Origin of the sequence: Paenibacillus sp. FSL R5-0749 (genome assembly GCF_038595085.1) — a bacterium.
GTDB lineage: Bacteria > Bacillota > Bacilli > Paenibacillales > Paenibacillaceae > Paenibacillus.
In genome coordinates this window covers 2,571,439-2,597,326 of sequence record NZ_CP152005.1, presented here as the reverse complement: position 1 = coordinate 2,597,326, position 25,888 = coordinate 2,571,439, and the positions used below count along the sequence as shown (strand labels likewise).

25 protein-coding genes are annotated in these 25,888 nt (G+C 47.4%); 2 read left to right on the top strand and 23 right to left on the bottom strand.

Annotated features, from left to right (window positions below):
• Window positions 1–116: 116 nt before the first annotated feature.
• From MKY85_RS11705 to MKY85_RS11670, 8 genes are all read right to left on the bottom strand, one after another.
• Window positions 117–599, bottom strand: coding sequence for a hypothetical protein (locus MKY85_RS11705; protein ID WP_342572628.1), 483 nt, complete (start codon window positions 597–599; stop codon window positions 117–119).
• A 314-nt stretch (window positions 600–913) separates the two neighbouring features.
• Window positions 914–1,294, bottom strand: coding sequence for a VOC family protein (locus MKY85_RS11700; protein ID WP_342572627.1), 381 nt, complete (start codon window positions 1,292–1,294; stop codon window positions 914–916).
• 330 nt (window positions 1,295–1,624) lie between these two features.
• Window positions 1,625–2,722, bottom strand: coding sequence for a Gfo/Idh/MocA family oxidoreductase (locus tag MKY85_RS11695; RefSeq protein WP_342572626.1), 1,098 nt, complete (start codon window positions 2,720–2,722; stop codon window positions 1,625–1,627).
• 286 nt (window positions 2,723–3,008) lie between these two features.
• Entirely contained in the window at window positions 3,009–4,181 is a 1,173-nt protein-coding gene (locus MKY85_RS11690) for a Gfo/Idh/MocA family oxidoreductase (RefSeq protein ID WP_342572625.1), read from the bottom strand.
• Window positions 4,178–5,092, bottom strand: coding sequence for a sugar phosphate isomerase/epimerase family protein (locus tag MKY85_RS11685; protein ID WP_342573336.1), 915 nt, complete (start codon window positions 5,090–5,092; stop codon window positions 4,178–4,180). Before MKY85_RS11685 ends, MKY85_RS11690 begins: the two co-directional genes overlap by 4 nt.
• A 252-nt stretch (window positions 5,093–5,344) precedes the next feature.
• Complete coding sequence (locus MKY85_RS11680) at window positions 5,345–5,845, bottom strand: metallophosphoesterase (protein WP_342572624.1); 501 nt, start codon at window positions 5,843–5,845, stop codon at window positions 5,345–5,347.
• A 216-nt stretch (window positions 5,846–6,061) separates the two neighbouring features.
• Window positions 6,062–6,496 (bottom strand): Rrf2 family transcriptional regulator, encoded by a 435-nt coding sequence (locus MKY85_RS11675; RefSeq protein WP_342572623.1) that lies wholly within the window; start codon window positions 6,494–6,496, stop codon window positions 6,062–6,064.
• Window positions 6,497–6,538: 42 nt separating this feature from the next.
• Window positions 6,539–6,916, bottom strand: a complete 378-nt coding sequence (locus tag MKY85_RS11670) for a DivIVA domain-containing protein (protein WP_253434023.1) — start codon at window positions 6,914–6,916, stop codon at window positions 6,539–6,541.
• 203 nt (window positions 6,917–7,119) lie between these two features.
• Here MKY85_RS11670 and MKY85_RS11665 point away from each other — a divergent pair, with 203 nt between their 5' ends.
• Window positions 7,120–7,686 carry a TraR/DksA C4-type zinc finger protein gene (locus tag MKY85_RS11665; protein ID WP_339241734.1) on the top strand — a complete coding sequence of 189 codons (567 nt, stop codon included), beginning with the start codon at window positions 7,120–7,122 and terminating at the stop codon, window positions 7,684–7,686.
• Between the two features lie 212 nt (window positions 7,687–7,898).
• On the opposite strand, the gene MKY85_RS11660 is transcribed toward MKY85_RS11665, so the two are convergent.
• The 6 genes from MKY85_RS11660 to MKY85_RS11635 all read right to left on the bottom strand — a co-directional run bounded on the left by MKY85_RS11660 (window position 7,899) and on the right by MKY85_RS11635 (window position 14,185).
• Window positions 7,899–8,591 carry a helix-turn-helix domain-containing protein gene (locus MKY85_RS11660; RefSeq protein WP_342572622.1) on the bottom strand — a complete coding sequence of 231 codons (693 nt, stop codon included), beginning with the start codon at window positions 8,589–8,591 and terminating at the stop codon, window positions 7,899–7,901.
• Window positions 8,592–8,725: 134 nt separating this feature from the next.
• Window positions 8,726–10,015 (bottom strand): MFS transporter, encoded by a 1,290-nt coding sequence (locus MKY85_RS11655; protein ID WP_342572621.1) that lies wholly within the window; start codon window positions 10,013–10,015, stop codon window positions 8,726–8,728.
• Between the two features lie 416 nt (window positions 10,016–10,431).
• Entirely contained in the window at window positions 10,432–10,872 is a 441-nt protein-coding gene (locus tag MKY85_RS11650) for a ribonuclease (RefSeq protein WP_342572620.1), read from the bottom strand.
• 264 nt (window positions 10,873–11,136) lie between these two features.
• Entirely contained in the window at window positions 11,137–12,144 is a 1,008-nt protein-coding gene (locus tag MKY85_RS11645; RefSeq protein WP_339302928.1) for a Gfo/Idh/MocA family oxidoreductase, read from the bottom strand.
• A gap of 2 nt (window positions 12,145–12,146) precedes the next feature.
• On the bottom strand, window positions 12,147–12,521 hold the full coding sequence (locus MKY85_RS11640; protein WP_036609188.1) for a helix-turn-helix transcriptional regulator: 375 nt from the start codon (window positions 12,519–12,521) through the stop codon (window positions 12,147–12,149).
• 515 nt (window positions 12,522–13,036) lie between these two features.
• Window positions 13,037–14,185, bottom strand: coding sequence for an acyltransferase (locus tag MKY85_RS11635; RefSeq protein WP_342572619.1), 1,149 nt, complete (start codon window positions 14,183–14,185; stop codon window positions 13,037–13,039).
• 67 nt (window positions 14,186–14,252) lie between these two features.
• Between MKY85_RS11635 and MKY85_RS11630 the strand changes: the two genes are divergently transcribed.
• Window positions 14,253–14,660: a DUF202 domain-containing protein gene (locus MKY85_RS11630; RefSeq protein ID WP_342572618.1), complete on the top strand. Its 408-nt coding sequence runs from the start codon at window positions 14,253–14,255 to the stop codon at window positions 14,658–14,660.
• A 173-nt stretch (window positions 14,661–14,833) separates the two neighbouring features.
• Here MKY85_RS11630 and MKY85_RS11625 read toward each other — a convergent pair whose 3' ends face one another.
• The 9 genes from MKY85_RS11625 to MKY85_RS11585 all read right to left on the bottom strand — a co-directional run bounded on the left by MKY85_RS11625 (window position 14,834) and on the right by MKY85_RS11585 (window position 25,878).
• The gene (locus MKY85_RS11625; RefSeq protein ID WP_339241724.1) at window positions 14,834–15,436 is read right to left on the bottom strand and encodes a general stress protein; all 603 of its coding nucleotides are present in this window, start codon (window positions 15,434–15,436) and stop codon (window positions 14,834–14,836) included.
• Between the two features lie 1,062 nt (window positions 15,437–16,498).
• Window positions 16,499–19,018, bottom strand: coding sequence for an ATP-dependent helicase HrpB (gene hrpB / locus MKY85_RS11620; protein WP_342572617.1), 2,520 nt, complete (start codon window positions 19,016–19,018; stop codon window positions 16,499–16,501).
• Window positions 19,019–19,171: 153 nt separating this feature from the next.
• On the bottom strand, window positions 19,172–19,978 hold the full coding sequence (locus MKY85_RS11615) for an SDR family NAD(P)-dependent oxidoreductase (RefSeq protein WP_339241720.1): 807 nt from the start codon (window positions 19,976–19,978) through the stop codon (window positions 19,172–19,174).
• Window positions 19,979–20,164: 186 nt separating this feature from the next.
• Window positions 20,165–21,007 carry a protein phosphatase 2C domain-containing protein gene (locus MKY85_RS11610; RefSeq protein WP_342572616.1) on the bottom strand — a complete coding sequence of 281 codons (843 nt, stop codon included), beginning with the start codon at window positions 21,005–21,007 and terminating at the stop codon, window positions 20,165–20,167.
• Between the two features lie 10 nt (window positions 21,008–21,017).
• Complete coding sequence (locus tag MKY85_RS11605; protein ID WP_076330724.1) at window positions 21,018–21,770, bottom strand: vWA domain-containing protein; 753 nt, start codon at window positions 21,768–21,770, stop codon at window positions 21,018–21,020.
• Between the two features lie 28 nt (window positions 21,771–21,798).
• Complete coding sequence (locus MKY85_RS11600; RefSeq protein WP_342572615.1) at window positions 21,799–23,874, bottom strand: hypothetical protein; 2,076 nt, start codon at window positions 23,872–23,874, stop codon at window positions 21,799–21,801.
• A 158-nt stretch (window positions 23,875–24,032) separates the two neighbouring features.
• A complete protein-coding gene (locus MKY85_RS11595) occupies window positions 24,033–24,308 on the bottom strand; it encodes a WXG100 family type VII secretion target (protein WP_017689071.1) in 276 nt (91 codons plus the stop codon).
• 184 nt (window positions 24,309–24,492) lie between these two features.
• Window positions 24,493–25,041: a WXG100 family type VII secretion target gene (locus MKY85_RS11590; protein WP_339241716.1), complete on the bottom strand. Its 549-nt coding sequence runs from the start codon at window positions 25,039–25,041 to the stop codon at window positions 24,493–24,495.
• Between the two features lie 6 nt (window positions 25,042–25,047).
• Entirely contained in the window at window positions 25,048–25,878 is an 831-nt protein-coding gene (locus MKY85_RS11585) for a hypothetical protein (RefSeq protein WP_339241715.1), read from the bottom strand.
• Between the last annotated feature and the right edge of the window lie 10 nt (window positions 25,879–25,888).

Below are 25,888 nucleotides of genomic sequence, written 5' to 3'. Positions count from 1 at the left end.
GTATTCACGAAACTCTAAGGGATTATCTGCTGAATCCACTTCCTCGAAAAGAATCTGCAGACCAAGGGCTGTTAGGTCCGCCGCGTAAATACGTTGTTATACACATTTAGGTCCTTCTACGTAATACTCCCACTATTTGTAGATTTAATTGTTTCAATAGCTTCTTTGGCTATTGTTCGGATCCTTTCGTTTTGGTGGTTTCCATAATTATTTACTAACGATAAATATTTCTTGTTAAAGGTTAAACCTAAAGCATAAATCGCATCTGGAAGTAATTCAGAATTAATTTGTTCTATATTGTCTGCTAAATAATCCAACGAATTCCTCGAATAATCAGTAATTAGTTGAAAAATATCTTCTTTAACTTCCTTGTTATGATCGACGAACAAATGCATCTCCAATACTATAATAATCTCATCGAAGTAAGTTAAGTTATATCCAAAGTAAGGATCTAGATATTTATCTAAACAAAACAACAAGCTCCGTTTCTCAACAGAATTAGCATTAGTCAAAAATTCATTAATGGCTACAGCACCACTGTTAACTATTTCTTCGTGTTGTTTTGTGTATGTCACATAACTTCCACCTGTTTCATTCATTATACACACCCTCTTAATAAAGATGAGAACGATCATTCATGTTTATAAAGCTAAGGTTTTGAAAATTATTATATTCACTTGCCTCGATTACATATAACGTTTGTATATTCACGACATCGATCTCCCTAAGATTCCTATCCTTAGGGAGATCTGCAGTCCGACGGCTTCCGCTTCCTTGTAGCCGAAATTTCTCCGATGGAATCCACTTTAACTCCGGTCCGGACCGAGGGGGTGATTTACCCAATGCGTGAATATCGTGTTATCAGATCCCAGTGCCTTCTCCAAAAATTACTTAATTCAAATCTATCTCGGCATTAACTAAAACAAGTACAAATCATTAATATATTTCCATCGGGATCTTTAAATGTGAAATCCGATAAATCAGGGTATGTTTGAATTTCAGTTACAATCTCTGCGTCCAATTCTTTCACAAACTGATATGCTGCATTGATATCAACCGCACTCAAAGTAAATAATGGTTGATTCGACGTTTTCAGTTCGTATATCTCATCAAAACAATGATTATCAAGTGTTATCCCCGAACGTCCAGGTCCCATATCGAAGGTATAAATTGGTCCGTGGATTTCATTTTTCACTTCAATTCCAAGAAGTTTGCTGTACCAGTGTACTGACTTCTCTAAGTTTCTTACATGAATAAAGATTGTATCTACCCTGTTTGCAATTGGACTTCTCATTAATATTAACCTCCCCTGAAAACTCGAATAAATTGTTGGTATAATAAGTTGCACTGGTTTCTGATACATCATTCTGGGAACTTCGTAAATACCTCTCTTTTTAACGAATATCCGAACTACATATAATATAACCCATAATAATCCATCTGCGAAGTCACCAACGTACTCAAAAAAGCAGCCCGAGTAAACTGTCCCACATGTTAGCCATAACTAACATTTTGGATGCAGATTAACATTTGGGCTGCTCTTTCCTCACTCAACAATAGAAGAATTAACGATATTCTTCAGTGATCTGAGTTTGCTCCTTTTGCTCCCCTTCACCTAAAACCTTTACTTCGTTCCGCTACTCCACACCACGCGCTCGCTCATCGCTTTATGTTGTGCAATCAGGCAGAGTTCTGCCGCTTTGAAGGCATGTTCCTGCGTCATGGCTGTCTCGGTGCGATCCAGGCAATCGCGAATGAGTTGGCCGAAGAACGGGTAACCGACCTTTCCTTTTACATTGTAGCGGTACTCTCCTTCATGATTGACCAAGTACACTTGATCCCCCTGAGATTCCCTTGCGATGTCGATATACTTCCGCAGCTCGATATAACCGTCCGTTCCCAGAATAACGGTACGTCCATCGCCCCATGTGCCCAGACCATCCGGTGTGAACCAGTCCACTCGGAAGTAACCGGAAGCACCGTTATCCCCGATCAGCGAAGCTTCGCCGAAGTCTTCCAATTCCGGGAACTGTGGGTGATTGAAGTTATGCACCCGGCTGAACCCTACCTCAGCGTCCGTACATGATGCAAACGTCAGAAATTGTTCGATCTGGTGACTTCCTATATCGCAGAGAATGCCGCCGTACTGCTCATGCTTGAAGAACCAGTCAGGTCTTCCTCCTGCATTCAGTCGATGCGGGCCTGTACCCATAACTTGCACGACTTTGCCGATTGCCCCTTGTTCAATGAGTTGTCCGGCATAGATCGCACTTTCTACATGCAGTCGTTCACTGTAATACACCATGTACTTTTTGCCTGTTCGCTTCACTTCTTCTCGTGCAAGCTTTAATTGCTCCAGCGTGGTGAATGGGGCTTTGTCTGTAAAATAATCCTTGCCTGCGGCCAGCACTCTCATGCCAAGCGGCGCACGATCTGAAGTGATCGCTGCACTTGCCACCAATAACACCTCATCATCTGCAAGCACTTCTGACTCAGATCCAGCGGCTTGAGCCTGCGGGAACTGCTTTTGAAATGCCTCTACCTTCTTCGGGTCCGGATCATATACCCACTTGAGGGTAGCCCCTGCCTCCAACAATCCCCCAACCATGCCGTAGATGTGTCCATGATCCAGCGCAACAGCAGCAATCGTGAACTCACCCGGACCACATACGACCTCTTTGGTAACACTTTTCGGTGCATAGAACATTCCGTCTTTAGCCATGTCATCCCATCCTTATTATAAAATGTTGTTTACAATGAACTCGCCTATATAAGATGAACTAAGGATTATCTACACTGATACTACGACGACATAATTACCTTCCAATCGCTGTTATCCCCAGATTTTTCGATTCCCTTTTCCAGAGGGGAAAATCCCGGGATAAGCGTATGCTTCCGATGTAGCTTTTTTTCAGAAAGCTTTTAGGCGAACGCTTCGCTTTTTCAGGTATTTTCTGTCCTCTCCGTTACGTGTAAATGATTAGTTCAACTTATATAACAGATCTTCTTCATTTAAACGTCTGACTCAGATCAGCAGGTTGACTGCCGCTTATTGCTTTGTCTTTCTTCGTCGTTGAACTAGCAATGCGTTCCTGCAGATGCTCGTAGAACAGATCCTCATCGATCGGCAGATCCACCCAGTTATCCGTCCAGGTAGACAGCAGCATTGCATTCGATAATGTTAATCCGTGAATACCATCCTCACCGGGAGCAATAAGGGGTGCGCCTGTACGAATCGCATCCACCCAGTTACGAATCAGACCCGGGTGCCCCGTTTCCACACCTGTAATTGGAATCTCGCATTTCCAGCATTCCGGCTGTCCAAAACCTCCGGTAAACCGCTGATTGAATTCCGGCTCAGATTCACGAAGTCGCCAGAACGTAAGCTTTCCATCTTCGATGACAATTTTACCCCGGTCTCCGTTAACCTCAAATCGGTTCGTACCTGGTGCTTCGCCCGTAGTCGTTACGAAGACACCTGTTGCTCCATTTTCATACTCCACATAAGCGGTTACATCATCTTCCACTTCAATGTTCCGATACTTGCCAAACGAACAGAACGCACGCATTCTTACCGGCATCATGCCGATGGTCCACTGCCACAGATCCAGTTGGTGCGGGTCCTGATTAATCAGTACACCTCCACCTTCGCCTGCCCAAGTTGCCCGCCAGCCGCCGGAATCATAGTAACTCTGGGATCGGTACCAGTTCGTAATAATCCAGTTGGTACGCCGTACCTCACCCAGCTCCCCCGAAGCGATCAAATCTCTTAGTTTAATGTAGAGTGGGTTGGTCCGCTGGTTGTACATCATGGAAAAGACTTTACCGCTGGCTGCGGCCGCTTCATTCATCTTGCGTACCTGTTTCGTATACACACCGGCTGGCTTCTCGATCATGACATGCAAGCCATGCTGGAAAGCCTGAATCGCCTGTTCGGGATGATCGTAGTGCGGCGTTGCAATAATGACCGCATCAATCGTACCCGAAGCCATCATCTGCTCTGCATCCTGCCAATAGGTGACCGTAGCCGGAAGATGACTGGATACCCAGCTCTCCATTTCTCTTCTTACATCACATACAGCAACCAATTCTGCACCCGGTACTTCTCCGGCAACCAATGTTCTGGCATGAGCTGCCCCCATGTTGCCTATACCAATCACCGCTACTCGTACGATACTCATGACTGCTCCTCCTCGTCCACACGACGCTCAATTTCGGCAAAAACGTCTGCAAAATGCTGTAACATCGCCTTGGATTTCAAGGCCCCACTAAAGTCTTCAATTCCGTAATATCCGTCATACCCGACTGCACGAAGATCCCGCACCATCTGTACCCAATCGACCATGCCTTCAGTCAGGGGGGTCCATTGACATTTCCATGCTGTATTCAGAGCCAATCCGCTATTCTTCTCAGTCACATTATCCTTTTGCGTATCCTTAACTTCGGGTTCAAACCACCCGGCATTCTTCACATGCACATGAGCGAGATACGGACCTAGCAACTCAAGCCCCATCCGATGATTCTCATAGCCTTCATGCACCATGTTGCCTGGATCGTACAGCACACCCACATGCTGCGGGTCGAGCGACTCAACAAGACGATAGGCAAGCGATGCCGTCGGTGCAATCGTCTGATGATGTGTCTCTACAATTGCCTTGATGTTGTACTGTTTGGCCAAATCCTGTACTTCAGTCAGGTAATCAACGGCTTTGCGATACAACTCAGAATAATGGGTCTTGCGATCATATCCAGGAACACCCACACGCATCATGGATGCTCCCAACCCAGCCGCAGCCTGAAACGCCTGCTCGGTGGCAGAAATATCTCCGCAGTTCAGATACGGTACAAGTGCAATGGATTTCCGACCTTGCCCTGACGCTGCTTCACGAAAAACAGGAACCTGTTCCTGCCAGCGGCTCGGATCTACCGAACATCGATTATTTCTCCAATAAGACGGCTCTTCCGACATTGCCTCTTCAGGAATTCCGCGGAAACGCCACTCTATTCCATCAATCCCCGCTGCTGCCGCAGCAGATGCCAGTTCTTCTGCATTCAGATCAGGGGTAGCCACAGTGAATACAGACAGTTTCATCATGCTCCATCTCCTTATGTAAACGTATTCATTTTATGTCGTAAAGGCATTGTATCACTCCACTGAACGTCACCATAGGGGAAAACCGCAACAGATGAATGACAGATAACGAACAGAGCACATTCCCCATTCAGAGATAACTTCCAAGAGAATGATGTGATCGCATATCAAAAAGACATCCCTGAAACAGAATTCAATTCTGTTCAAAGATGCCTTGTACCATAACTATATATAGGATGAAATCATCTCTCTCTAATCCCGATCAAAAAAAACGTGCTCAGCCTGTATTTTACCCTGATCTATTGTCATGATGCCAAATGAGTATTGCTTCTGAAAACGTTTATCCGTAGGCGACCCCGGATTAAATACTAGTGTGTTGTCCACGGTATGCATCACTGGGATGTGTGAGTGTCCGTAGATCACAGCATCCACATGCTGACCTGCAAAGGTATGAATTGCATTCTGCTCCGTACCCTTGGATCCCAGATGCCCATGCACAAGACCCAGACGAAGACCTTCCACTTCAACAATACGGGAATACCCCAGTTTTTCAGCAATTTCAGACGGGTCCGTATTGCCAGCTACCCCTTCAACAGGCGCATACTCGCTAAGCAATGGGTATACGCTCCAATCCGACCAGTCACCCGCATGAAGAATGAGATCGGCACTCGCAAGTACATCAACGAGCCTGGCAGGTAACTTCTGTGATTTACGTGAACAATGCGTATCAGAAATGACAACAATTTTTTTCATATCACAACCCACCTTCCTTTAAGAGGTTGTTCAAAAAGTCCGCTTTTGATTACGTAGGATGCCTAATAACATCGTAGCATCGAATATGGAATTCAGCCGAAATGTCCGTTCCTCACGTGGTTTCCTACGCTCCGCTACTCCATTTCTAGCTTCATCCCATCTTCACGGTACTGAAAACGCCCTTTTCGAACATGTACTTTAAGTCCTGATTACAATCTACTCTGACTGCGATGACACAGCTTGCATCTGGGAACTGGAACGTTCCATATCTTCAAGTGTAATCGATGCAAAGAATTGCTCCACCTTCTCCTCGGCAACCTGATACAGATTGGTCAGCAAGCTGTCTATATGCAAGCCCACTTCACAATCCGGGTTACAGTTGCCGTGAATCGGAAATAATGGACCTTCGTCCTTGGCAGCCTGGTAGATCATGGCTAACGTAATTTCACTTGCCGGCTTGGCCAGATAGAAACCTCTTGTTCCAGGAGAAGAGTTCACTAATCCCGCCTTTTTCAGCCCGCCCAGAATACGTCTGACGACGACCGGGTTGGTATTCACGCTACCTGCAATATGTGCAGACGTGATTCGTTCAGGCGCGCTGAGTGACAATAACAACAAACAATGCACACTGACCGAAAAATGAGTACTCATGATTAACCACCTTTATTTAATATAATCCTAGAGTTGCTGAGCTTATTCAGAGAACAGATCCTTCTCGGGACGTGCTCTGATCTTGAGCTGCCGCACACTGTATTCCAGTTGTTTCACAATATCATCCAGCTGTTTGCGATCAATCTTGGTTGGATCTTCCACCGGCTTCGCGGATGATTTGAGATCTCGAATCGTTAACTGCTGTTCTTGCCATTTGTCCATCAGATCTGCAATATTGGCATAAAAACGTTCGTAATCTTTGATGACCAAGTCGAGATATGCATCTACCTCATCCGGATCATAACCACGAAGTTTATAATTAAATTGTTTTTCATGAATAGATAACGCATCAAGCTGTACTCCCAATTGTTTGAACAATTGTTTCTGTTTATCCAATCTTCGTTTCATATGTTCATCCATATTGACAACCTCCATTATAAGCCAAGCCGTGGTTCCTTTATCCAGTGAAGAACATGCGGCATTTTCTCTCTCTATTTTTTATAACACATTATTCGTCAGATATAAAACGCTACGGCCCTATTCCTCACGAAAATGATTGCTTTTCATGCAATTGGGGTAAAGACTCACTACACCCCACAACGGGAAAAGGAGCGTGTTTTTTTATGAGTACATTAACCCAAGATCAACGTCAAGAATTGAAAAAAGCCCTTTTAGAGCAACGCGAAAACTTGCAGCGCCATTTTGAATCCAGCATGGAAGACGGTGCTCCGGCCCAGTCACTGAAAGATTCAACTGGTGAGCTGTCCTCCTATGATAATCACCCGGCAGATGCCGGTACGGAAACATTTGAACGCAGCCGTGATCTGGCGATCGACGATACATTAACAGACGAATTCAATCAAGTGAACGATGCATTGGAACGTATGGAACAAGGTACATACGGAACCTGTGTAACGTGCGGGGAAGATATTCCCTTTGAACGACTTGAAGCTATCCCATATACCGCTTACTGTATTGATGACACGCCTAACCGGGAGATCAGCAACGATCGGCCCGTTGAAGAAGAAGTCATGACCATGCCTCCGAGTGGTGCTGGCGAAGGAAGACAGCAGAACGCCGGCAAGTTCGACAATGCAGATGCTTGGGAAGCGGTCGAAGAATACGGTACTTCCAATTCACCCGCAACCGCTGCCAAACGTGATGTAAAAGACTATGATGAGAACATGTAACATGATAGCGAACTGAAACGGTTATGCGTCTTCATGAAATTAATGTTGTAATGAATTCAATACAATACACAACATACGACCGTTTCTCCCTCGTATCATGCGATAAAAAGCCGCCTATGGCGGCTTTTTCTTGTTATCTCCAACATGTCTGACACATAAGCCTTACTTGTCTTCAAGGTATAACTAACACTGAACTCATGCATACCGTCTGTTTATTCTTCTGACTCACGATCAGATGATGCAGATTTCTGCCCCTTAGCAACAGAGCGAGACGTTTTCGAAGTTGATTTGCCCTTACCCGACGCAGATTTCTTATTCTGTTTCGTATCTGTCTTGGAAGCAGGTGTCTGCATTATAGGTTTAGAGAGGGCAGAAAATAATTGAAAGACCTCTTGCTCCCCTTGTTGATTCTCTTTCGTTGTATAGGGTTGACAGAGTTTTATGATGTTGTTATATAACTCCTCTACTTCCTCACGAGTTGCATACAGCGTCATGTCCGAGAGAAACATCCGATCTTCGTTTTCCGCCTGATGCATGAATCGCTGACGACTCTGTTCGAACATCTCATTTAATAATTTGAGTGTTTCAGACCGAAACACCTGTTTCAGTGGTGAGCTCTCATTGTCTTCATCTTCATGACGAAGATGGATTTCTCCGGAGAATGGTTCGTAGTATTTTGCGATAATGCCATTAATCTCACGCGTGGAAACGATCGTCAGCAGACCAATTTTCTCCAGCTTTTTTACATGATAATGAACTTTGGCTGGAACCTCACCCATCTGGTCGGCAATTTCTTTGACAGTGGATGGTCTACCCTGCCTGTTAAACATATTCATAATCTGTATCCGATACGGATCGGAGTAGATCTTAATTTCTTCAATGGTTGAAAGAACCTTGTGCTCCATTCCTGTATCCTCATTTCCGGGGTACCTATTGTCCATCGATATCTCTATTATACCGCTGCGTCAGGACTTCGGTCAAAGCAAGCCGGCGATGACATGTTATCACATAATCAGATCAGGTTCTTTCTAAATATCCTTCACATCACACTCCGAAAGCTTTTGCTAAATAACAGCATACCTGCGGACATGGCAAGCATAATCCCAAAGACGATAAACAGAACAGGCATGCTCATCCAATCTGCAAGTGCTCCCGAAACCAGACTCCCAAGTGGTGCGACACTCACGACGAGCATACTCTGAAGAGCATACACTCTGCCTAGCATCTCCGAAGGAGTAACTTCCATTAGATAGGTACCTAGAGGGGTCGTAGCCAGTGGAATCCCCATCCCCATCAGAAGACAAAAGGCAGCCGCAACGGGCAATTGGAAGGACGTCATATAGGCGGGTAGTGCCGTCATGGCATAACTGAGACCCAGCATGACAATACCGCTGATCACAAGCACACTTTTACGATAATGTGCCCCTTTTTGGGTCAACCACACACCACTTAACAGCATGCCTCCCACCATCAGCCCACTAAGCAGACTTAATCCCCAAGCGCCAGCGTGCAACGTTTCAATTACATAGGGTGTACGGAGAACATTGAATGGCATCAGACAGAAATTAACGAATGCAAACAGGAAGGAAACGATTAACAATAAGGTATGTTTACGGAGAAAATGAAAAGCTTCCGCCATTTCGGAGAATATACTACGTTTATTGGATGGAACAGAATCCTTTTCAGATAATAATTTATCTTCATTGTTAGCGGATGATGAACCTTGAGGATAGCCCACTCGGCTCATTATTAACGCACTTAGCGCAAACAACCCCGCATCAATCAGGATCGTCCAAGCAATACCTATTGTGGCAATTAACGCACCAGCCAATGCAAGTCCTGCAAGTTCAGCCACTCTGGTTGCGGAAGAGGACATGGCATTACCCGAGAGCAACATCGATTTGGGAAGCAATCTGGGGACACTGGACACTTCTGCAGGAACAGTGAAGCATTCCAGCAAAGAATTAAGAATGGTTATTACAAACAGATGCCAGACTTCAAGTTGGCCCAATCCAAACAACAGCGCTGTAATCCCTACGAACAACCCGCGACCGCTATTCGTAATCACGATTACTCTTTTGAGAGACATGCGATCTACCAAAGCCCCGGCGAACAGACCCAGAAAGATACTCGGCAAAAAATTCACCGCCAGCAATGTCCCCATCAGCACTTTTGAACCGGTCAGAATATACACCATCCAGCTGTATGCAATCGAATCAATGGAATCACCAAATCTGGATACTACTTTACTAAGCATAAACTGCATATACGGTCTGATTCGTATTAGCTCACCCATACCTTGTTTGCCAACTGCTGTGTTATCGTTCATGAATTCCACTCCCCAACGTTAAAATATTTTTCATGTTAATTTTATTTTAACGTAAGTTATGCAGAAATCAATACCTCCGTGAAAATAATTTTAACGTTAGGTGAGCAAAGTAAAATCTCACTCTGCTTTCAGATCAATCGTAATCAACACAAAGGCTTTTTGAACAACCTTTTTGAACAATCTGCTACAACACAAAAAAACAGACCACATGTGGTCTGCCTGCTGGAATGAATGTATCTGAAACTCCTTTATTTGCTGCTACTTCTCAACACGCAATATAAATCCAGACTGTTCCGCCTGTACCTCCATCATCAGATCACGCACCTGTCCTGCTTCATACTCCATGCGTTCCTCGCTGATTCGGTAGTTGGTCCATCCTCAATTCAGAATCACGGTGTTCACGACTGCTCCTTCCGCTATTTCATGCGTGTGAATGATACATAGTGATCTGTCGTTTTGTAGATGAGTCCATCATTGGAGTACACAATCCGATCGGAATTACGGAAGCCGGATGTATAGTTAATATCCGCTTCGCGCCATGTACGTCCGCTGGCCGAAGGCAGAAGCCCCTCCCGATTGCCAAATATGTCTCCGCCGATGCTTTTCCCAGGAGCCACTACAGCCAAGTTCCCTTGTGACGCTACCCAGCCGAGTCCTGTGGCCTGTGATTTGGTAATAAAGTTACATGGCAACGTTCCATTTGCACTTAAATAGTTGGCCACACCGGTAAACGTATTAATGATGGTACATGTTGCAGCAGATGCTTTCTGCTGTGGGGCTGGGGTGAACTGTGAACCTGTGAAGAAAACAAACGTTAACAAGAATGCCAGTAAAGCGGTCGATAACAACTTTTTCATTAATCCGGCCTCCCAATCCTTCAAAGTAGATGAACATTGTCTCGATATGCGTACTACAAACTGTAACTGTCTAGTTGCACGTTCTGCTAGATTATAGTAAACAAGTCATCTCATGACTATTTATATCACATCAATTTGGTAGAAATATCAAATTCGAACGTTTAAATTGTAAAATAATATAATTATAACATTTTGTGACATAAAAAAGACTCTCATCCCTGAAGATGGAGTCTGCACGTTCTGATATATTTAAACGGACCTGACCTAATCGATCAGTTGAACACGTTGACGAGTCCGAGCCGATTCCAGGCACGCATCAATTACCCGCATGTTTTGAATGGTATTTTCCGGACTGAAAGGTAGGGCCGCTCCTTCAAGCACAGCCGTTGCAAACGTCTCCACCTGAAGCACATAGGAATTCGATACCGACACACGCTCCTCACGACTGACTGAATCGGTATGAATGATAATCTGAGGTGGAATATCACTGTTCTCCCAGCCAAATACTTTGGGCAGTTCAATCCGCCCCTCCGTCCCGAGAATCTCCATCTCCGCTCGTCCTGAAGCCCACATGCCACAGTCAAAAGTTAAAGCGACCGAATTCGGAAATTCTACCAGTCCCGACGCCATCATATCGACGCCATCATGTTCGTCCGAGAATAGAGCGTGCACCGTCACCGCTTCGGGTTCCTGTCCCAGATACATCCGGGCTGCAGAGATCGGATATACACCTAGATCGAATAAGGATCCGCCGCCCATCTCTCTTTTGAACCTTACATTTTCCTTGTCATCAGCGGTATTGCAGGTAAAGTTGCCATGGATGGCTCTGACGATACCAATCTCTCCACTGGCTATAATCTCTTGCACACGTCTGTGCTTGGGATGATATCGATACATAATGGCTTCTGCAAAAAGAACGCCATGCTGCTCACACGCCTCAATCATTTCTGCCGATTCATCTGCATTCAGGGCAGCTGGTTTCTCACACAACACGTGTTTGCCAGCCTGTGCCGCTTTGATGGTCCATTCTTTGTGCATATGGTTAGGCAAAGGAATGTAGACGGCTTCAATGTCCGGATCAGCGATGAGCTCTTCATAACTGCCATACGATCTGGCAATGTCAAGTTCTTCGGCAAGGGACTCCGCCTTTTCTTTGCTGCGGCTGGCAATCGCTAACACCTCACCGCGTTCGGACTGCTGGATCGCCGGAATGACTGCATTTTTGGCAATGGTTGACGTACCGAGTACCCCCCACTGTAACTGTCTGTTCATGCTCATCTTCCTTTCGTACCGTAATTGTCCTCTTCTGCCTTGTGTAACATGCCGAGACAACGATCCAGATCCGTTTTGACCTGTTTCTTGTATAACTCAGCTTTCTCCGCACCATCATCCGTGAAATGATATAGAACGATTTCCTGAAAATCGACCTTCGGATCATTGCCCTTCAGCTTCTTCGTGCGATAAAATACCCCCTGCTGTACCAATTCATGCAGTGCCCGATATACCTCGCTCTGGGGTGGAACATAACCGTAGTCTTTGAACTCCTGCTTCATCGCCTCCAGCATCTCGTAACCATATCCCCTGTGCTGTTCAACCATCGTAATCAGATACAGCTTGATAAATGCCCGCTGTGCAATCATAAAAGCCACGTTCATTTCCCCTCCTGTCAGAACCTATATATCTAGTATTATAAAACTTATGTTCGGGTTCTGCCATCTTTCTCCGCTTGGTCTCCCCTTTATCCATCTTCATAGAGGGCGAGCAAGAAATCGTGTGAATACGGAATGACTTGTGGGAGCACGCAAAAAGGTTTTCTATTGTGAATTTTTCATGTATTGAAATTTTAATCTATACTCAAAAGTTTGTTTTCTTCAGGAACTCAGCGAGTCGTTCGATTGAATCCTAATCATACGACTGTGCGGAGGCTGTTACATTGTTACTCCTGAATCCTTTATCCTGCATACATGAATCCTGAGTGGCCTGTATTACTGAGTTTCTCTGTTGTCTTTATTATTGAATCCTGTGTAACCTGCATTGATGGGTTCTCTGTTGCCTATATTACTGAGTTCTGTATTTCTGTACCGGCATATACCCTGTACAATCCTGTACTGCTGCAAATCTGTTGAGTGCGAATCTGTTGAGAATTTTTCATATGTTGATAGATTCATTTATTGTGGACAGATTTTGGCACAGTTCCCACAATCCATTTCCCCCAGCTTACGCGAGAGATGAGCCATGTCAGTACACAGGATAATGCAAGAGCGAGCAACCAAGTAATGATCATGCGAACGACAGGGTTCCAGCCCATGGCAACATAGAACAATTCATCTGGAATATAGCTATACCGCAGCATCAACATATGCATCAGATAACCGCCATACGATACACCACCAATCCACCCTAGCAATCGTGTAGCCCTAAGGTTGTGCAGTTTCCCGGCTAGCTGGTACATGACCATAATGGACGCAATCAGAAAGAGTGCCATATCAGGGCGGATCAGGCTGACCGTGTAAAACGTAATTTTGATGCCCTCCGGCTTTTGAAACTCCAGCATTAATAAATAAGTAAACCGAAGACCCAGAACAATAAACACAGTCCAGTATATCCAGCGCAATCGATAAATCCATTCATTCCAGTGCTGAACGGATAACCCCGCTGCTGCACCGAGCACAAAATAAATAAAGAAATAGAGGAAATTGCGATCTGCATACGTTGTAAAAGCATCTGTCAGTACCGGGATATTCAGTCGTTCCATGAACTTGGCGATGTTTCTTAATTGATCCGCAAGCACAAGATACACCACACCCGAAATCAATAATGCGATCATGCGTCCCTTGGCCTCATATCGGTTATATACATAACGAATTGCACGCAAGAAGAGCGGAAATAACAGATAAAACTGGATCAGCATAATGATGTACCAGAAGTGTGAAGTCGTTTTGCCCGTAATCAGCTTCAACCCTAGATCCGGGATATCATTCCATCCGAAACCGGTCCAGCCTCGTGGTGCAAGTGTAAAGTAAATGAGTGACCAGATCAGGTAAGGCACGATAACGTCATTTACTCTTTTTCTCATAAACTTGCCATAATGCAGCTTGTCTCCTGTGTTATAAAACAGCACCATACCTGTTATGAATATGAATAAAGGAACTGCAAATTTGGAGAGCATCAGCAGTATGGCCAGCAACACGCCATCCTCCAGTCTCGTTTCCGGGACCAAAGAGTAATGTGCAATGGAGTGCTGGAGAACCACCGCTCCAAAGGCGATTCCCCGCAAGCTCTCTATTTCTGTAATTCGTTCTTTGCGAGGCATACATTCAGCCGTCCTTTCTTGCTTGGTTTTACAATAAAAACAAAGTACAATGAAGCCGTATATCTTAATGAGCGGGGTGATTCACATTTCTAGAACAGACACAGACGTAACCATAACCACCATCGATTCCAAATATGTCCAACAGCACCTGGCTAACGAGCGAACTTTTCTGGCCTGGGTACGCACGGGTATTGCCATGGCAGGTATCGGCTTTCTTGCAGCTGGATTCGGCTTCAATTCCTCGGCGTATGATCGACTAGCACATATTGCCGCGATTATTACAGGTATCACATCTCTGATTGGTGGTATATCCATCATTCTCTATTCGGCAGCAGCCTACCATCGGAAGCGTACTCAAATTAATGAGCAGACGTTTGAGGCTTCGACCGGCTTAATTCGGTTTCTCACATTGATGCTACTGGTCATAGGACTCGCTTTGGCTGTACTGTTATATGTATTGTTATTCCCTGCTTGAATGGGTAAAAACACCAACCGCCATTATTGACTCAAACATGCAACACAGGGACAAAAGCCGGCTTCCCTTAAGGAAACCGGCTAATGACCATCTTGTGGATCATCTATTTCATTCCATTTTGCAGGTATTAAGTCATTAGGTTCGATCTCATATCAACCAGCTCAGCCGGAAGATTACAAGAATGTATTGTTACCCAATCGAGCGGCCTTGCTCTGGGCATCCAATCTGCGTTCTTCCATATCCAGATCTGGACGTTCAGCAGGTACTTCTGTACCATGAACTTGAGCTCTGTCCCGATTAAGTTGGCTGTTGCTACTAAACACATCGTACACATCGGTGTCCCGATCCGTGGAGTCTACGAGAAGCAGAATTTTGCCGTTCTGTACATACTCCTCATACTGTTTAGCGTCCTCTTCCGGGATACCAAGACCTACCAGGCCACCAACCAGTCCTCCAGCTCCTGCACCCACAGCTGCACCGGTAAATGCTGCTGCGATAGGGCCTGCGGCCAGAATGGGTCCTATGCCGGGTATAGCCAGTGCACCGATACCTGCGAGCAGACCGGCTACGCCACCAAGTACACCACCTGTTGCTGCACCCGCAGCCACGCCTTCAGGGGCTTTTGTACCTGTCTCTTCCCGAATCGCCTTCAGTTCATCCCGATCCTGGGTAACAACGGAGATTTCGTCTGAAGTAAATCCTTGTGCTTTCAGACCCTCGATAGCCTGCGATGCTTCACGTTCTGTATTAAACACACCTACGATTTTCTTTTGCATAATGAATCCCTCCTCATCTGATTGAGTGGTTCGCTATGTTATTACCCGCCTTATTTTCTTTCAAACGCTTGCAAGGCAATATAGTATGTGTTAATAGCAATGAACGGCTCGTTATTCAACCAACTATAGAGTGTCAACGATAGCGAGTTTCAGATTCCTTAAAATGTTGCGGGCATTTCAAATCACTGAATAAGACGTCACAGGTTCGTTAGCGCTCAGCTCCATGTTCTGGTGATACATTGCAGAATATGACCGGGGCCAAATCATATTGAAGTAGAGGCTGTGTAACTCTGGTGAATCTAAAGACAATTTTTCTGGAGATTTTCTAAGAAGATCTCCAAAGGGATGTTCCAAGAGATGTTCTACGGAAATTTTCTAAGGAACTGAGGGCGTCTTATTTGGCCTTTTGGTCCACATTCTATTTTGTAACGAACTTGAGACACGTTATTTATCAAAATCACCTGGAAAAGACGCTCTAAATGGCTTGTTGTTCAACTATAACGTGTTTCAGATTCCTTAGAATGTTGCGGGCGCTTCAAATCACTGAATAAGACGTCACAGGTTCGTTAGCCTCCGATTCATGGTCGATCGATCATAGGTTGAAGGATGGCGGTTCCAAAACATCTATCCATCCAGTGCCCCTCCGACTTTCCCTAGGATTGAAGACACGCTCTGGGACGTGCCCTTAACCTCTAAAAAAGCAGATTTTGCCCGAATATCGTTCTATGCCGGAAGTTTGCCACAAGCGAACCGAGGGCACGCGAAGCGAGTGTGACGCAACATGGGCTTAAAAGGCAAAGTAACGCAGCATGTAGCAAAAAGGAAAAGCGACGTAATATAGGACAAAAGGCAAAGTGACGTAGCATTGGGCACAAAGACAGTACAATATGCACTCAGCGAGTTTGGAGACACATCCTGATTAGAAGGTGATTACTTAGCTAAGGTAGAGTATGATTCGATGAGTTACAATACGGATTGTTGTGGTTCATCCGAATCTAAGCCTGATGTAATGCACCCTTCGGGGAACCCGGTGTTGATATCTAAAAAAACGAAATCATTCATCTATTTCCCCCGTGGTTTGGCCCGATTAGTGGCCACGGCTTCAAGTGGATTATCCGGCCAATAATGCTTCGGATAACGTCCTTTCAGATCTTTTTTGACGTCAAAGTAGGTCTCACGCCAGAAATTGGCCAAATCTCGTGTGACCTGTACAGGTCGCTGAGCCGGCGATAACAAATGAATGGTCACTGGGACTCGCCCACCAGCTATACGCGGTGTCTCCTGTTGTCCAAACATCTCCTGTAATCTCACCGCCAGAGCAGGAGCCTCGGGACGGCTGTAGTCCACGGGAATACGCGATCCACTGGGCACCTGTATATGCGTCGGAGCTTCATCGTCCAGTTGTTGTCGTTGCCCCCAGCTCAGACCACCAAGCAATACATCTTGCATCGACAATCTCTTGAGGTCGGCTGCCGATCGCATGCCTGTCAGATAAGGTGTAAGATGCTCAGCCAGCTCTTCGGTCAGATCATCTTCGATCAGGTCGGGCCACTGAGGTAGATGGAGATGCAGGAACCGCAGCCTGTCCGCAAGTTGTCTGGACGTTTTAGTCCATGGCAGACAATCCAGCCCTTCCATCCGTATTCCGGCCAACAATGCTTCCAGCACCTGATCTTCAGGTGGCTGTGCAATACTGCTCTCTTTCATTACAAGGGCTCCAATACGAAGTCTCTTATGGGCTCGCACGCTGCGGGTATTGGAATCCCAGGCCACTTGCACTTCATCGTGCAGCAGGTGCTGAGCTGCCTGTAACAATTTCTGCTCCTGCAACGGCGCAGCCAGCAGGATGCGCGCATCTGCGCCCTGGTCGTCTGCCTCGGCTGCGACCAGATACGCTGAACGGCTCAGCGATTCTGTCGCTGCGAGCCGTACGCCGCGGCCGCTGCTCAGCAGATATCGGCCGTCTTCCCGGCGTTGCCCGATCCGGTCCGGATAGGCGAAGGACAGCAGCAATCCGCAGCTGTCTTCATCCGGCCGTACCGGATCGGCCGCCGGGCCGAGCGCCGAGCGCAGCTGGCGGCTCTCCTGGAGCATGCGCCGCACGGCCGCGCCGTCTAGGGCAGCCGCTGCCGCTTGCGGCTTGCCGCTGCTGTCCGCAGTCAGCAGCGCCTCTACGCGCGGGCGCAGGTCCGTGCCCGCGCCTGCACTGCCACTGCTGCGGAGGCCGGCAGGCTCCTGCAGCAGTGCCGCCAGCATGCTGGCGTAGCTGGCCAGCCCAAGCTCCGCCGCGCGGAGCAACATGCTGGCCAGTCGCGGATGCACGCCGAGCGTGTTCATCCGCCGCCCGAAGGGCGTGATGCGGCCTGCGTCATCCAGGCCGCCCAGCTGGCGCAGCAGCGCCTGTGCCTGGCCGTAGGCGGCGTCAGGCGGGGTGTCCAGCCATTGCAGCTCTGCTGGGGACTGGACACCCCAGACGGCAAGCTCCAGCGCCAGCGGCGCAAGATCCGCGGAGGTGATCTCCGGGCGAGCTGCCTCAGGCAGCCCCCCATGTACCTCTTCGCTCCATAGCCGGTAACACACCCCCGGGGCAATTCGCCCCGCACGACCCCGCCGTTGATCGGCTGACGCCTTGGACACCGGCAGGGTGACAAGCCGGCTCATACCCGTGCGCGGCGAGAATGCCGATGCTCTGCTCAGCCCTGCATCCACCACAATCTTCACTCCAGCGAGAGTGAGGCTGGATTCCGCAATGGAGGTGGACAGTACAACTTTGCGCGTGCCCTCAGCCGCAGGACGTATGGCCTCATCCTGTTGTTCCACGGGCATACTGCCGTAAAGAGAATAGACGTTCACATGTGCAGGCAGAGAAGCATTCGATAGCTCCCGTTCTGTACGATGTATCTCTTTTGCGCCAGGAAGGAAAACAAGCACATCCCCCTCCTGTTCGGCTAATGCCCTCTTGACCGTCTGAGCTGTGAACTGTTCCAGTGGCATAGATACCGGTCTTGGCACATATCGTGTATCCACCGGAAACGTACGTCCCGGACAATGAATCGATCTTGTACCTTCGCCCAGTAATGCACAGACAGGATCTGGATCTAAAGTAGCCGACATGACCAGCAATTTCAGATCCGGACGTAACATCGCTCGGGATTCCAGTGCCAGAGCCAAACCCAAATCTCCATGTAAGTGACGCTCATGGAATTCATCGAATATAATCATGGCCGTATCCTCCAGACCCTGGTCCTGCTGCAACATTCGGGTCAATACCCCTTCCGTCACAACTTCGATACGTGTCCCTTGACTCACCCGGGTATCCATACGCACACGATATCCTACGGTCTGCCCCGCTTTTTCCCCAAGCGTAGCTGCCAGTCTCGATGCAGCCGAACGCGCGGCGAGTCTTCGGGGTTCCAGCATGATGATTTTCCGTCCCGCGACCCATGGCTCCTCCAGCAAAGCCAGCGGTACAACAGTTGTTTTTCCCGCTCCGGGCTCTGCAATTAACACCCCTGTATCTTGATCCCGAAATAATTGTCTTAACTCCGGAATAACCTCTTGTATCGGTAACTCTATATGCATATAATCGCTCCTAATGAATGTACCCTACTGCTTTTCAGTATCTCTATTCGAATGTTAGCATTATAACAAAAAAAGCCGTTCCAGAGGAACGACTATCGCAGACACACCATAAGACACGCCTTAGTATAAATGAAATTTATCCCGTATGCTCACTTAGCTGAGCAATGACTCTGCACCATCAATGACGATCTCTGCTCCGGTAATATGTCTGGATTCGGACGATGCGAGGAAACTTACCAGATCGGCAACATGTTCCGGCTGACCCGGTCCGTCCGCAAGCGGCTGCTGTCCTTCCGGGAACTCCATCGGGATAATGATCTGTTGCAGATCATCCGTTTTGACCGTACTTTGATCAATATTCGTCGCAATCGCTCCTGGGCAGATCACGTTCACACGTATCTTGAACTTCGCCAGCTCAAGCGCAGCCATCTTTGCAAAAGCAACCTGTCCTGCCTTGGATGTGCTGTACGCCGACATGCCAAAGCTTGAGAAGCGTTGATTGCCGTTAATCGAACTTGTAATGATAATGCTGCCGCCACCCCGTTTCTTCACGTGAGGCAAAGCATATTTTACGGTGAAAAATGTGCCGTTCAAGTTGGTTGTGATAATTTGCTGCCAATCTTCAACCGAAATTTCCTCAATAGGTGCTGATACACCATTAATGCCCGCATTGGCAAAAACAATATCCAAACCGCCGAATAACTCAACGGTTTCCAGCACAGCCTTTTCCACACGTGCCGGGTCGGAGATGTCAACATCAAATGCTCTTGCCGCACCCGGGTGCTGCGCATTAATCTCTGCTTCCGTTTCCGAGATCCGATCATTCACCAGATCAAACAATGCAACATGTGCACCCTCTTTTGCCAGCTTGACCGCAGTCGCCTTCCCAATACCTGAGCCTGCTCCGGTAATAATCGCAACCTTGCCTTGAAACCGTGACTTGCCGTTATGTTGTGTCATTATCCATTCCACTCCTTCATTTTAGCAATTATGTAAGAATGTACATTGAAGCTATCATTAGCCAATTCTTCACAAGATTACCCAAAAAGAGTGTCTTTTAAATCAACACCAACAAGTTTTTTCACGTTTGGACTTCAACAAAGTCACAGCATCACTCGGATCAATGCACAATTTGATATCCGGCGCTCACCATTCCAGCTCAATGAAAGCGGCATCATCTTCAAGACCGCCGGTATGTGCAGCATCCAGCAGTACCTGAATGTGTTCATCGGGGACATAGGCCTGGATCGCATCCAAGTCGTTTAATCCATCTGTATATAATTGAAGACGCAGTGAATCGTTGGCGGACCCTTTGGTCTCGTAGATGTGCGGCTTACCACCAACAGGGCCTTCAAGTGTAGACCAGCGCTCATTGGTCCTGCAGTGAGTCTGAAATAATTCAGAATCTTCCTGGCCGTTCCGCCACAGGCGAATACGGGAATCTCCTTGCCAAGCAAGCCACACCCGACTTTTGCGACCGCCTCCCGTAAGCTCAATCCGTCCACACACATACATGGCCTGGCTGCCTCGACTTCGCTTTTCCATCAACACTTCACGCAGCAACAAAGGAGAGCTTTCCAGCGGCTGTAATTTCTCCAGCTGCTCAGATGCAGGAAGGGTCAGATCCCGAAGCAGTCGCTCAACGCCCTCTTCTGTCGGGTGTTGCGTCGCTTCCAACCAATCCAGTAAAGCATTCCCCAGAAAACGCGCTGCAAAGTCTCCCAGATAACTCATGCCTACCCCATCACACAGTACGAAATTACATATATTCCCTTTCATACGCACCGCAGCAAAGTCCTGTCCGGTATCTCCCTGATGTACCGTCTCAGCCGCTCTGCCATAACCATATCTGCACTTAAATGTGCCCTGATAGCGGGTTAGTGGCTGTTCTCCCGTCTGTACACTCACATAGCGAAAGTTGCCATGCCGCTGCTCGGCATGGCCCCCCTTATCTCCAGCAGACAATGTTGCCAAACGCATTGCTCTCATGATTCCCCTCCTATCTCACAGGCGTAGCAGCGGACATCTGGAATCCAATCGATACCAATTCTGCACATGTACCTGGCAGCATCATGAGTGCACCGGGTGCAAGCAAATAATCAGCTTCAACAAGCATTTCCCGATAACTTTCGGGCAGAACGGAAGACATATTCCGCAGCTTCTCTCCATGCTCATCCTGTAGATTTGTTTCAGAAGAGATTCCCTTCCATCTTCTAGGTTCAGCAATCGGCCCTTCCAGCAGATGATCGGATATAAAAATATTCTCCACCAGCACATTGCCATCTGGTACACTCATGCCCATGATTCTTTTCGCAATAGGCTCGGGATCTTCACCTGTGGCTACCCCGTCGGTCATGTGGCACACAAGTGGAGCAGGACAATCCTGCATATTCGGAATTTCGGCCTGGAGAATCTTTTCCGCCTGCAGAAAAGCCTTTGCCGAGTCCGAGAACCGTTTCGGGGTCAGATCAGGCAAAGATCCAACTGCAGCGATCTCGTCGATTCCTTTGATGCCGTTCAACAGGTCATAAACATCATCGCTGTAAGCCAATATGGCTATGCGATAGCGAGGTGTCAGACGATTTCCCTTGGTGGACCGAAATACCATTTGGCGTATCGCGAGAGATAAGGCATCATAGACGACGTCAATCCGCCGACGATTTTCCAGAACCATGTTCATGGAGGCGCTAATATCAATTAAATAGATAATGAGTGCAGGTGTACGCTGTGATGCTTGAATTGTGTAGTTCATCTAGGATGAGTCACCTCCGTCAATTACTTTATAAGTTAGGCAACGTATAACTGGTGTTGCTCAGGAATTTGTTAATGGCACTCATTCGAGCGGCCACTTTGCCGACTCCTTTGAAATAAGCAGCATCGGTATTGTATAGATTTTTAAAATCACGGGCATACGCTTCCGCATTTTCAATTTTTCTGCCTTTTTGTGCGTTATACGTTTTATTGTAATGAGCAATCAACGTGACCACATTCTCGGCACGCTTTTTCTTGAGCGCGGCTTTCTGAGCAATCTCCTGTTGACGTTTAGCTTCAGCTGCCGCTTTACGCTCCGCTTCCTGTCTTGCAAGCTTGGCATCATTCTCTTTTTTCCAGACGAGATAAGCTTCATATTTTGCCTGTTTATCGTACTTCTCCTGCTGAGCTCTCTTGGCAGCTTCTTTCTTCTGCTGTTCCTGCTTCACCAGATAGGCCTCATATTTCGCCTGTTTGTCGTACTTGGCCTGTAATGCCTTGCGTTCTTCTTCTTTTTTCTTCGCTTCTGCTTCCTTCTGTTTGGCTTCAGCAAGCTTTTTCTTTTCCTCAGCATCCAGTTTTGCAGCTTCTGCGGCCTTTTGCTTCTCTTGCTCTTCCTGCTGCTTGATCGCAGCTGCCTTTGCAGCTTCAGCCTCTTCCGCAGCCTTGACCTCTGCCAGTCGTGTAGCTTCCTGCTGTTCTTTCTGCTTCACTTCTGCCTGATCGGCCAGTATCTTGACCGTTGGAACACCACCTGCCAGCAATACAATAAGCACAGCGGAAGAAATCATGAACTTCTTGGATCGGTAGAAAGGCACAGGTACAGGCTTATCTGTGTCTTCTTTTGGATTAAGCTTGGCGTCCAGTTCCTTGATTGCAGCCTCCACTTCCATCTGCATCGCGCTGTTATGAGGAATGAAATGATACAGCGAACGATACACTTCCAGCGCAGCAGCTGGTTTATCTTCATCCTCCAAGGATCTTGCCTGTAAGAACAGACGGTTCACAATCGCTTCCTGATCGGGAGAGTGCGGCGTTTGGGGAATGTCCCCCTCTTGGGTATTCACAGGTTCACTTACCGGTTCTGAGCTCTCCTTCAGATTCCCATCCGCTTCGGACGGATTGCCAGCTTCTTCTTCCGACGATGCAGCAGCCGCCGCTTTGGCCTGATCCACGTCTACCGCAGCCAATGCAACATACCACTCACCAAACGTTGGACAACTGCTCAGATCGTGACTTTCCCAAGCTCGAATAAACAGATCGGACAGTCTTGAGCCCCAACGCTTCTCAAGGGACTCCCGCATCGCATAATACCGTTCACTCACCGTCTGCATTTCATGCTGGTCAAAATAACTTTCGCCCCACGCTTTCTCTACAATAACAGGGTCCGACCAGCTTAACATTTCAGCAATGATAACAGCTCCGGCAAATCGGTCAGCATATGAACTCCACAAACCGCTGTGCACTGTGCGATGGGCTGCATAACCGGGTGACCCGGCAAGCAGGGCATCCGGACGATCCATCTTTGAACCGTACATCTGCTCGACATCCACAAGTTCTACCGCAGACGTCTTCCCCAGGTTCTCCACTTCGGAAAAAAACGGAATCATTACATTGGGAGCGGACATATCGCAATGAGCTAGTCCACGTTGTTCCATGGCCGAACCCGTCCCAGCAAGCGCTCTGGCCAGCTTCAGGCTCTCCTCAGCCGTCAACTGTCTCTGATCACTGATCACATCGAACCAGGTCTGACCTTGCACCCATGGCATCAACACCGCATATAACAGATCGGGATGTTTTCCAATGAGCGCTCCGTTTCTTTCCGGAGTGAGCACATCACGCTTGCATACTTGCAAACCTGGCAGTTCACTATAAGACTCCATATGCTCAGACTGATATACCATAGCTGGAATACGGAATTTAGGAAAAAATACTTTTAGTGCTTTGGCCCCATGAAGGGAACCGTTTCGGGGTAACAACTGATAAACAATCCCCTGCCTTCCAGCTTGGGCATAAGCTAGACCCGGCGCAGCCGGATGTTGCCCAATCGTATAGGCAATGTCGTTAATCACCACTTCATCCCCGGGATTCGGTTGAAAAGACATGCTTATCCCTCTCTCTGTCCTAGTGTCATAGTTGCAGCAAAAACCGGGTGTTGTGACAACGCCCGGTTTTTGCTGTAGTTGTACATCTTCAGCTTGCTACCCGCCAATGATTCAGGGCGAATTCAGACTTCAACTCGGCCTGATCTATGTAAAGCAGATTAACGAGCTTGGTCAGCTGTACGGAATTTGTTAGCAATAGCTGTAAGTTCAGCGCTGATGCTGTTCAGCGTTTGAACGAATGATTGCATTTGTTTGCTAGCTTCTTGGAACTCCTGGAAGAAGCGTTGCTTTGTCATACCTTCCCATTGTCCTTCCATGCTTGTGATAGATTGAGTCAATGTGGATACGATTTGCTGACTTTGCTCACCGCTTTGTTTAAATTGGTTGGAAACCTGATCAAGCTGCTCTGGGGTAACTAAAATACGTCCTGCCATTGGTAAATTCCTCCTTGGTTTGTGCAATTAAATTTTGACTTGTTCAAATTGTACTATACCAGGATCGATCGAACAAAAGTCGAAGGACCTAATCCTATTTACCCCATTTTCAGTCCTTGAAACTTCTCCTAACAGCCTATTTACAAAAAAATTCACTTCCTGCTGTTACTTTTATCTACCCTATTCAGGAAACCACAGGTTCGGTCCCTCTTCTTCCCCGAAAGGAAGGATCTGTGAATCTCCATGCTACCGGCTCAGGCTGCATGGCCTGAACCAATGTAGCAGGGGAGCCATCAGGCGGTGCGGCATCCTGTACACGATATACGGCCGCCATTGCGGAAAGGGGATCGGATACTACAGCTACAGTTGCAGAATGTGCAGGCATGATTTCTCCTGTACGATTGTTCTGAAGAACATTCAGCATATTGACCGCATTACCATAGGCTGTGTTCACATGACTCAGCACGGAACGATACTCCATGTCTGCCTGCTGGAATAACAATGCTTTGCGTCCCAGCTGTACGCTTAAGTCCATTAATCGACGAAGCGCATCCTCGCCCAGTCGTTTACTGTGATTCCATTCACTCATCACCGCTGCGCGGGATTCAACCTCCCACTCCAGCGAATGAATCGCCTGATCCAACACTGTCATCTTTTGCTGTATTTGCTCCGCTGCATACTGAATCTGCTTGCTCAGTGCCCGAAGCACATCCGGTTCCACACGAATGCGCATTTACCATCACCTTTCCTCTTCCCCTGCAGGCTGTTTAAGCCAGTCCAGCAGCATCTCGTGAAACTGTTCTCTAGTCGTCAGTGCTGCAACTAGCCAATCATCTGAAGCCGCAGTGCTCATCCGGAACAACCAATTGGATACCGCACTTGCAGCAAATGCTGCAGACTGCGACTTCCACCCGTCTTCATTCCATACAAGCAAACGAAGCTCCCCATCTGACTCCTTACCCACCAGACAGCGTGCCAGCGCAAGCGAGCCCTCAGGATCACTTGTCTCCTGTGCGAGTTCATCTGCTACGGTCTGTACCCCGCTGTTCTCAAGCTCATTCATGACATCATAAAATTTTTTCTTGGAGCACATTAGTGCCGGTTTCTCCGCAGGAGAATGGCCGCTCCATTTCATCCGCTCTATCAGAACATCAATGGCTTCACGAACACTTCCCAGATCGCTAAGCCGGAACGAGTCCGGTACGTCGTCAACACGGGAAACTTCAACGACCCGCTCATCCGTGCAATGTATATAACTTTCATACGACTTGCCGTTGATCGTGTATCGAATCCAACAAGCTCTGTCGGACAATCCGGCAATGGCTACCCTGGAGAAAACGGTCGGTGTCATGATCAGCTCATCGGTATCCTGATCCCGAATCAGATATCCTTTGTCAAGCAGGGAGGTTTTCACACGCTCCCACTCCATCGCGATATCCTCCGCCATATAGCCGCGAAACGGATCTTCCACACCAAGCAGTCGGTCTGAACCGAGAATACCCGCCAGGAAAAAAAGTTCTTTTGTTTGCAACGTGACTACCTTTTGCTTAGAATCATGAACCGTCAACATTATGAGCCAC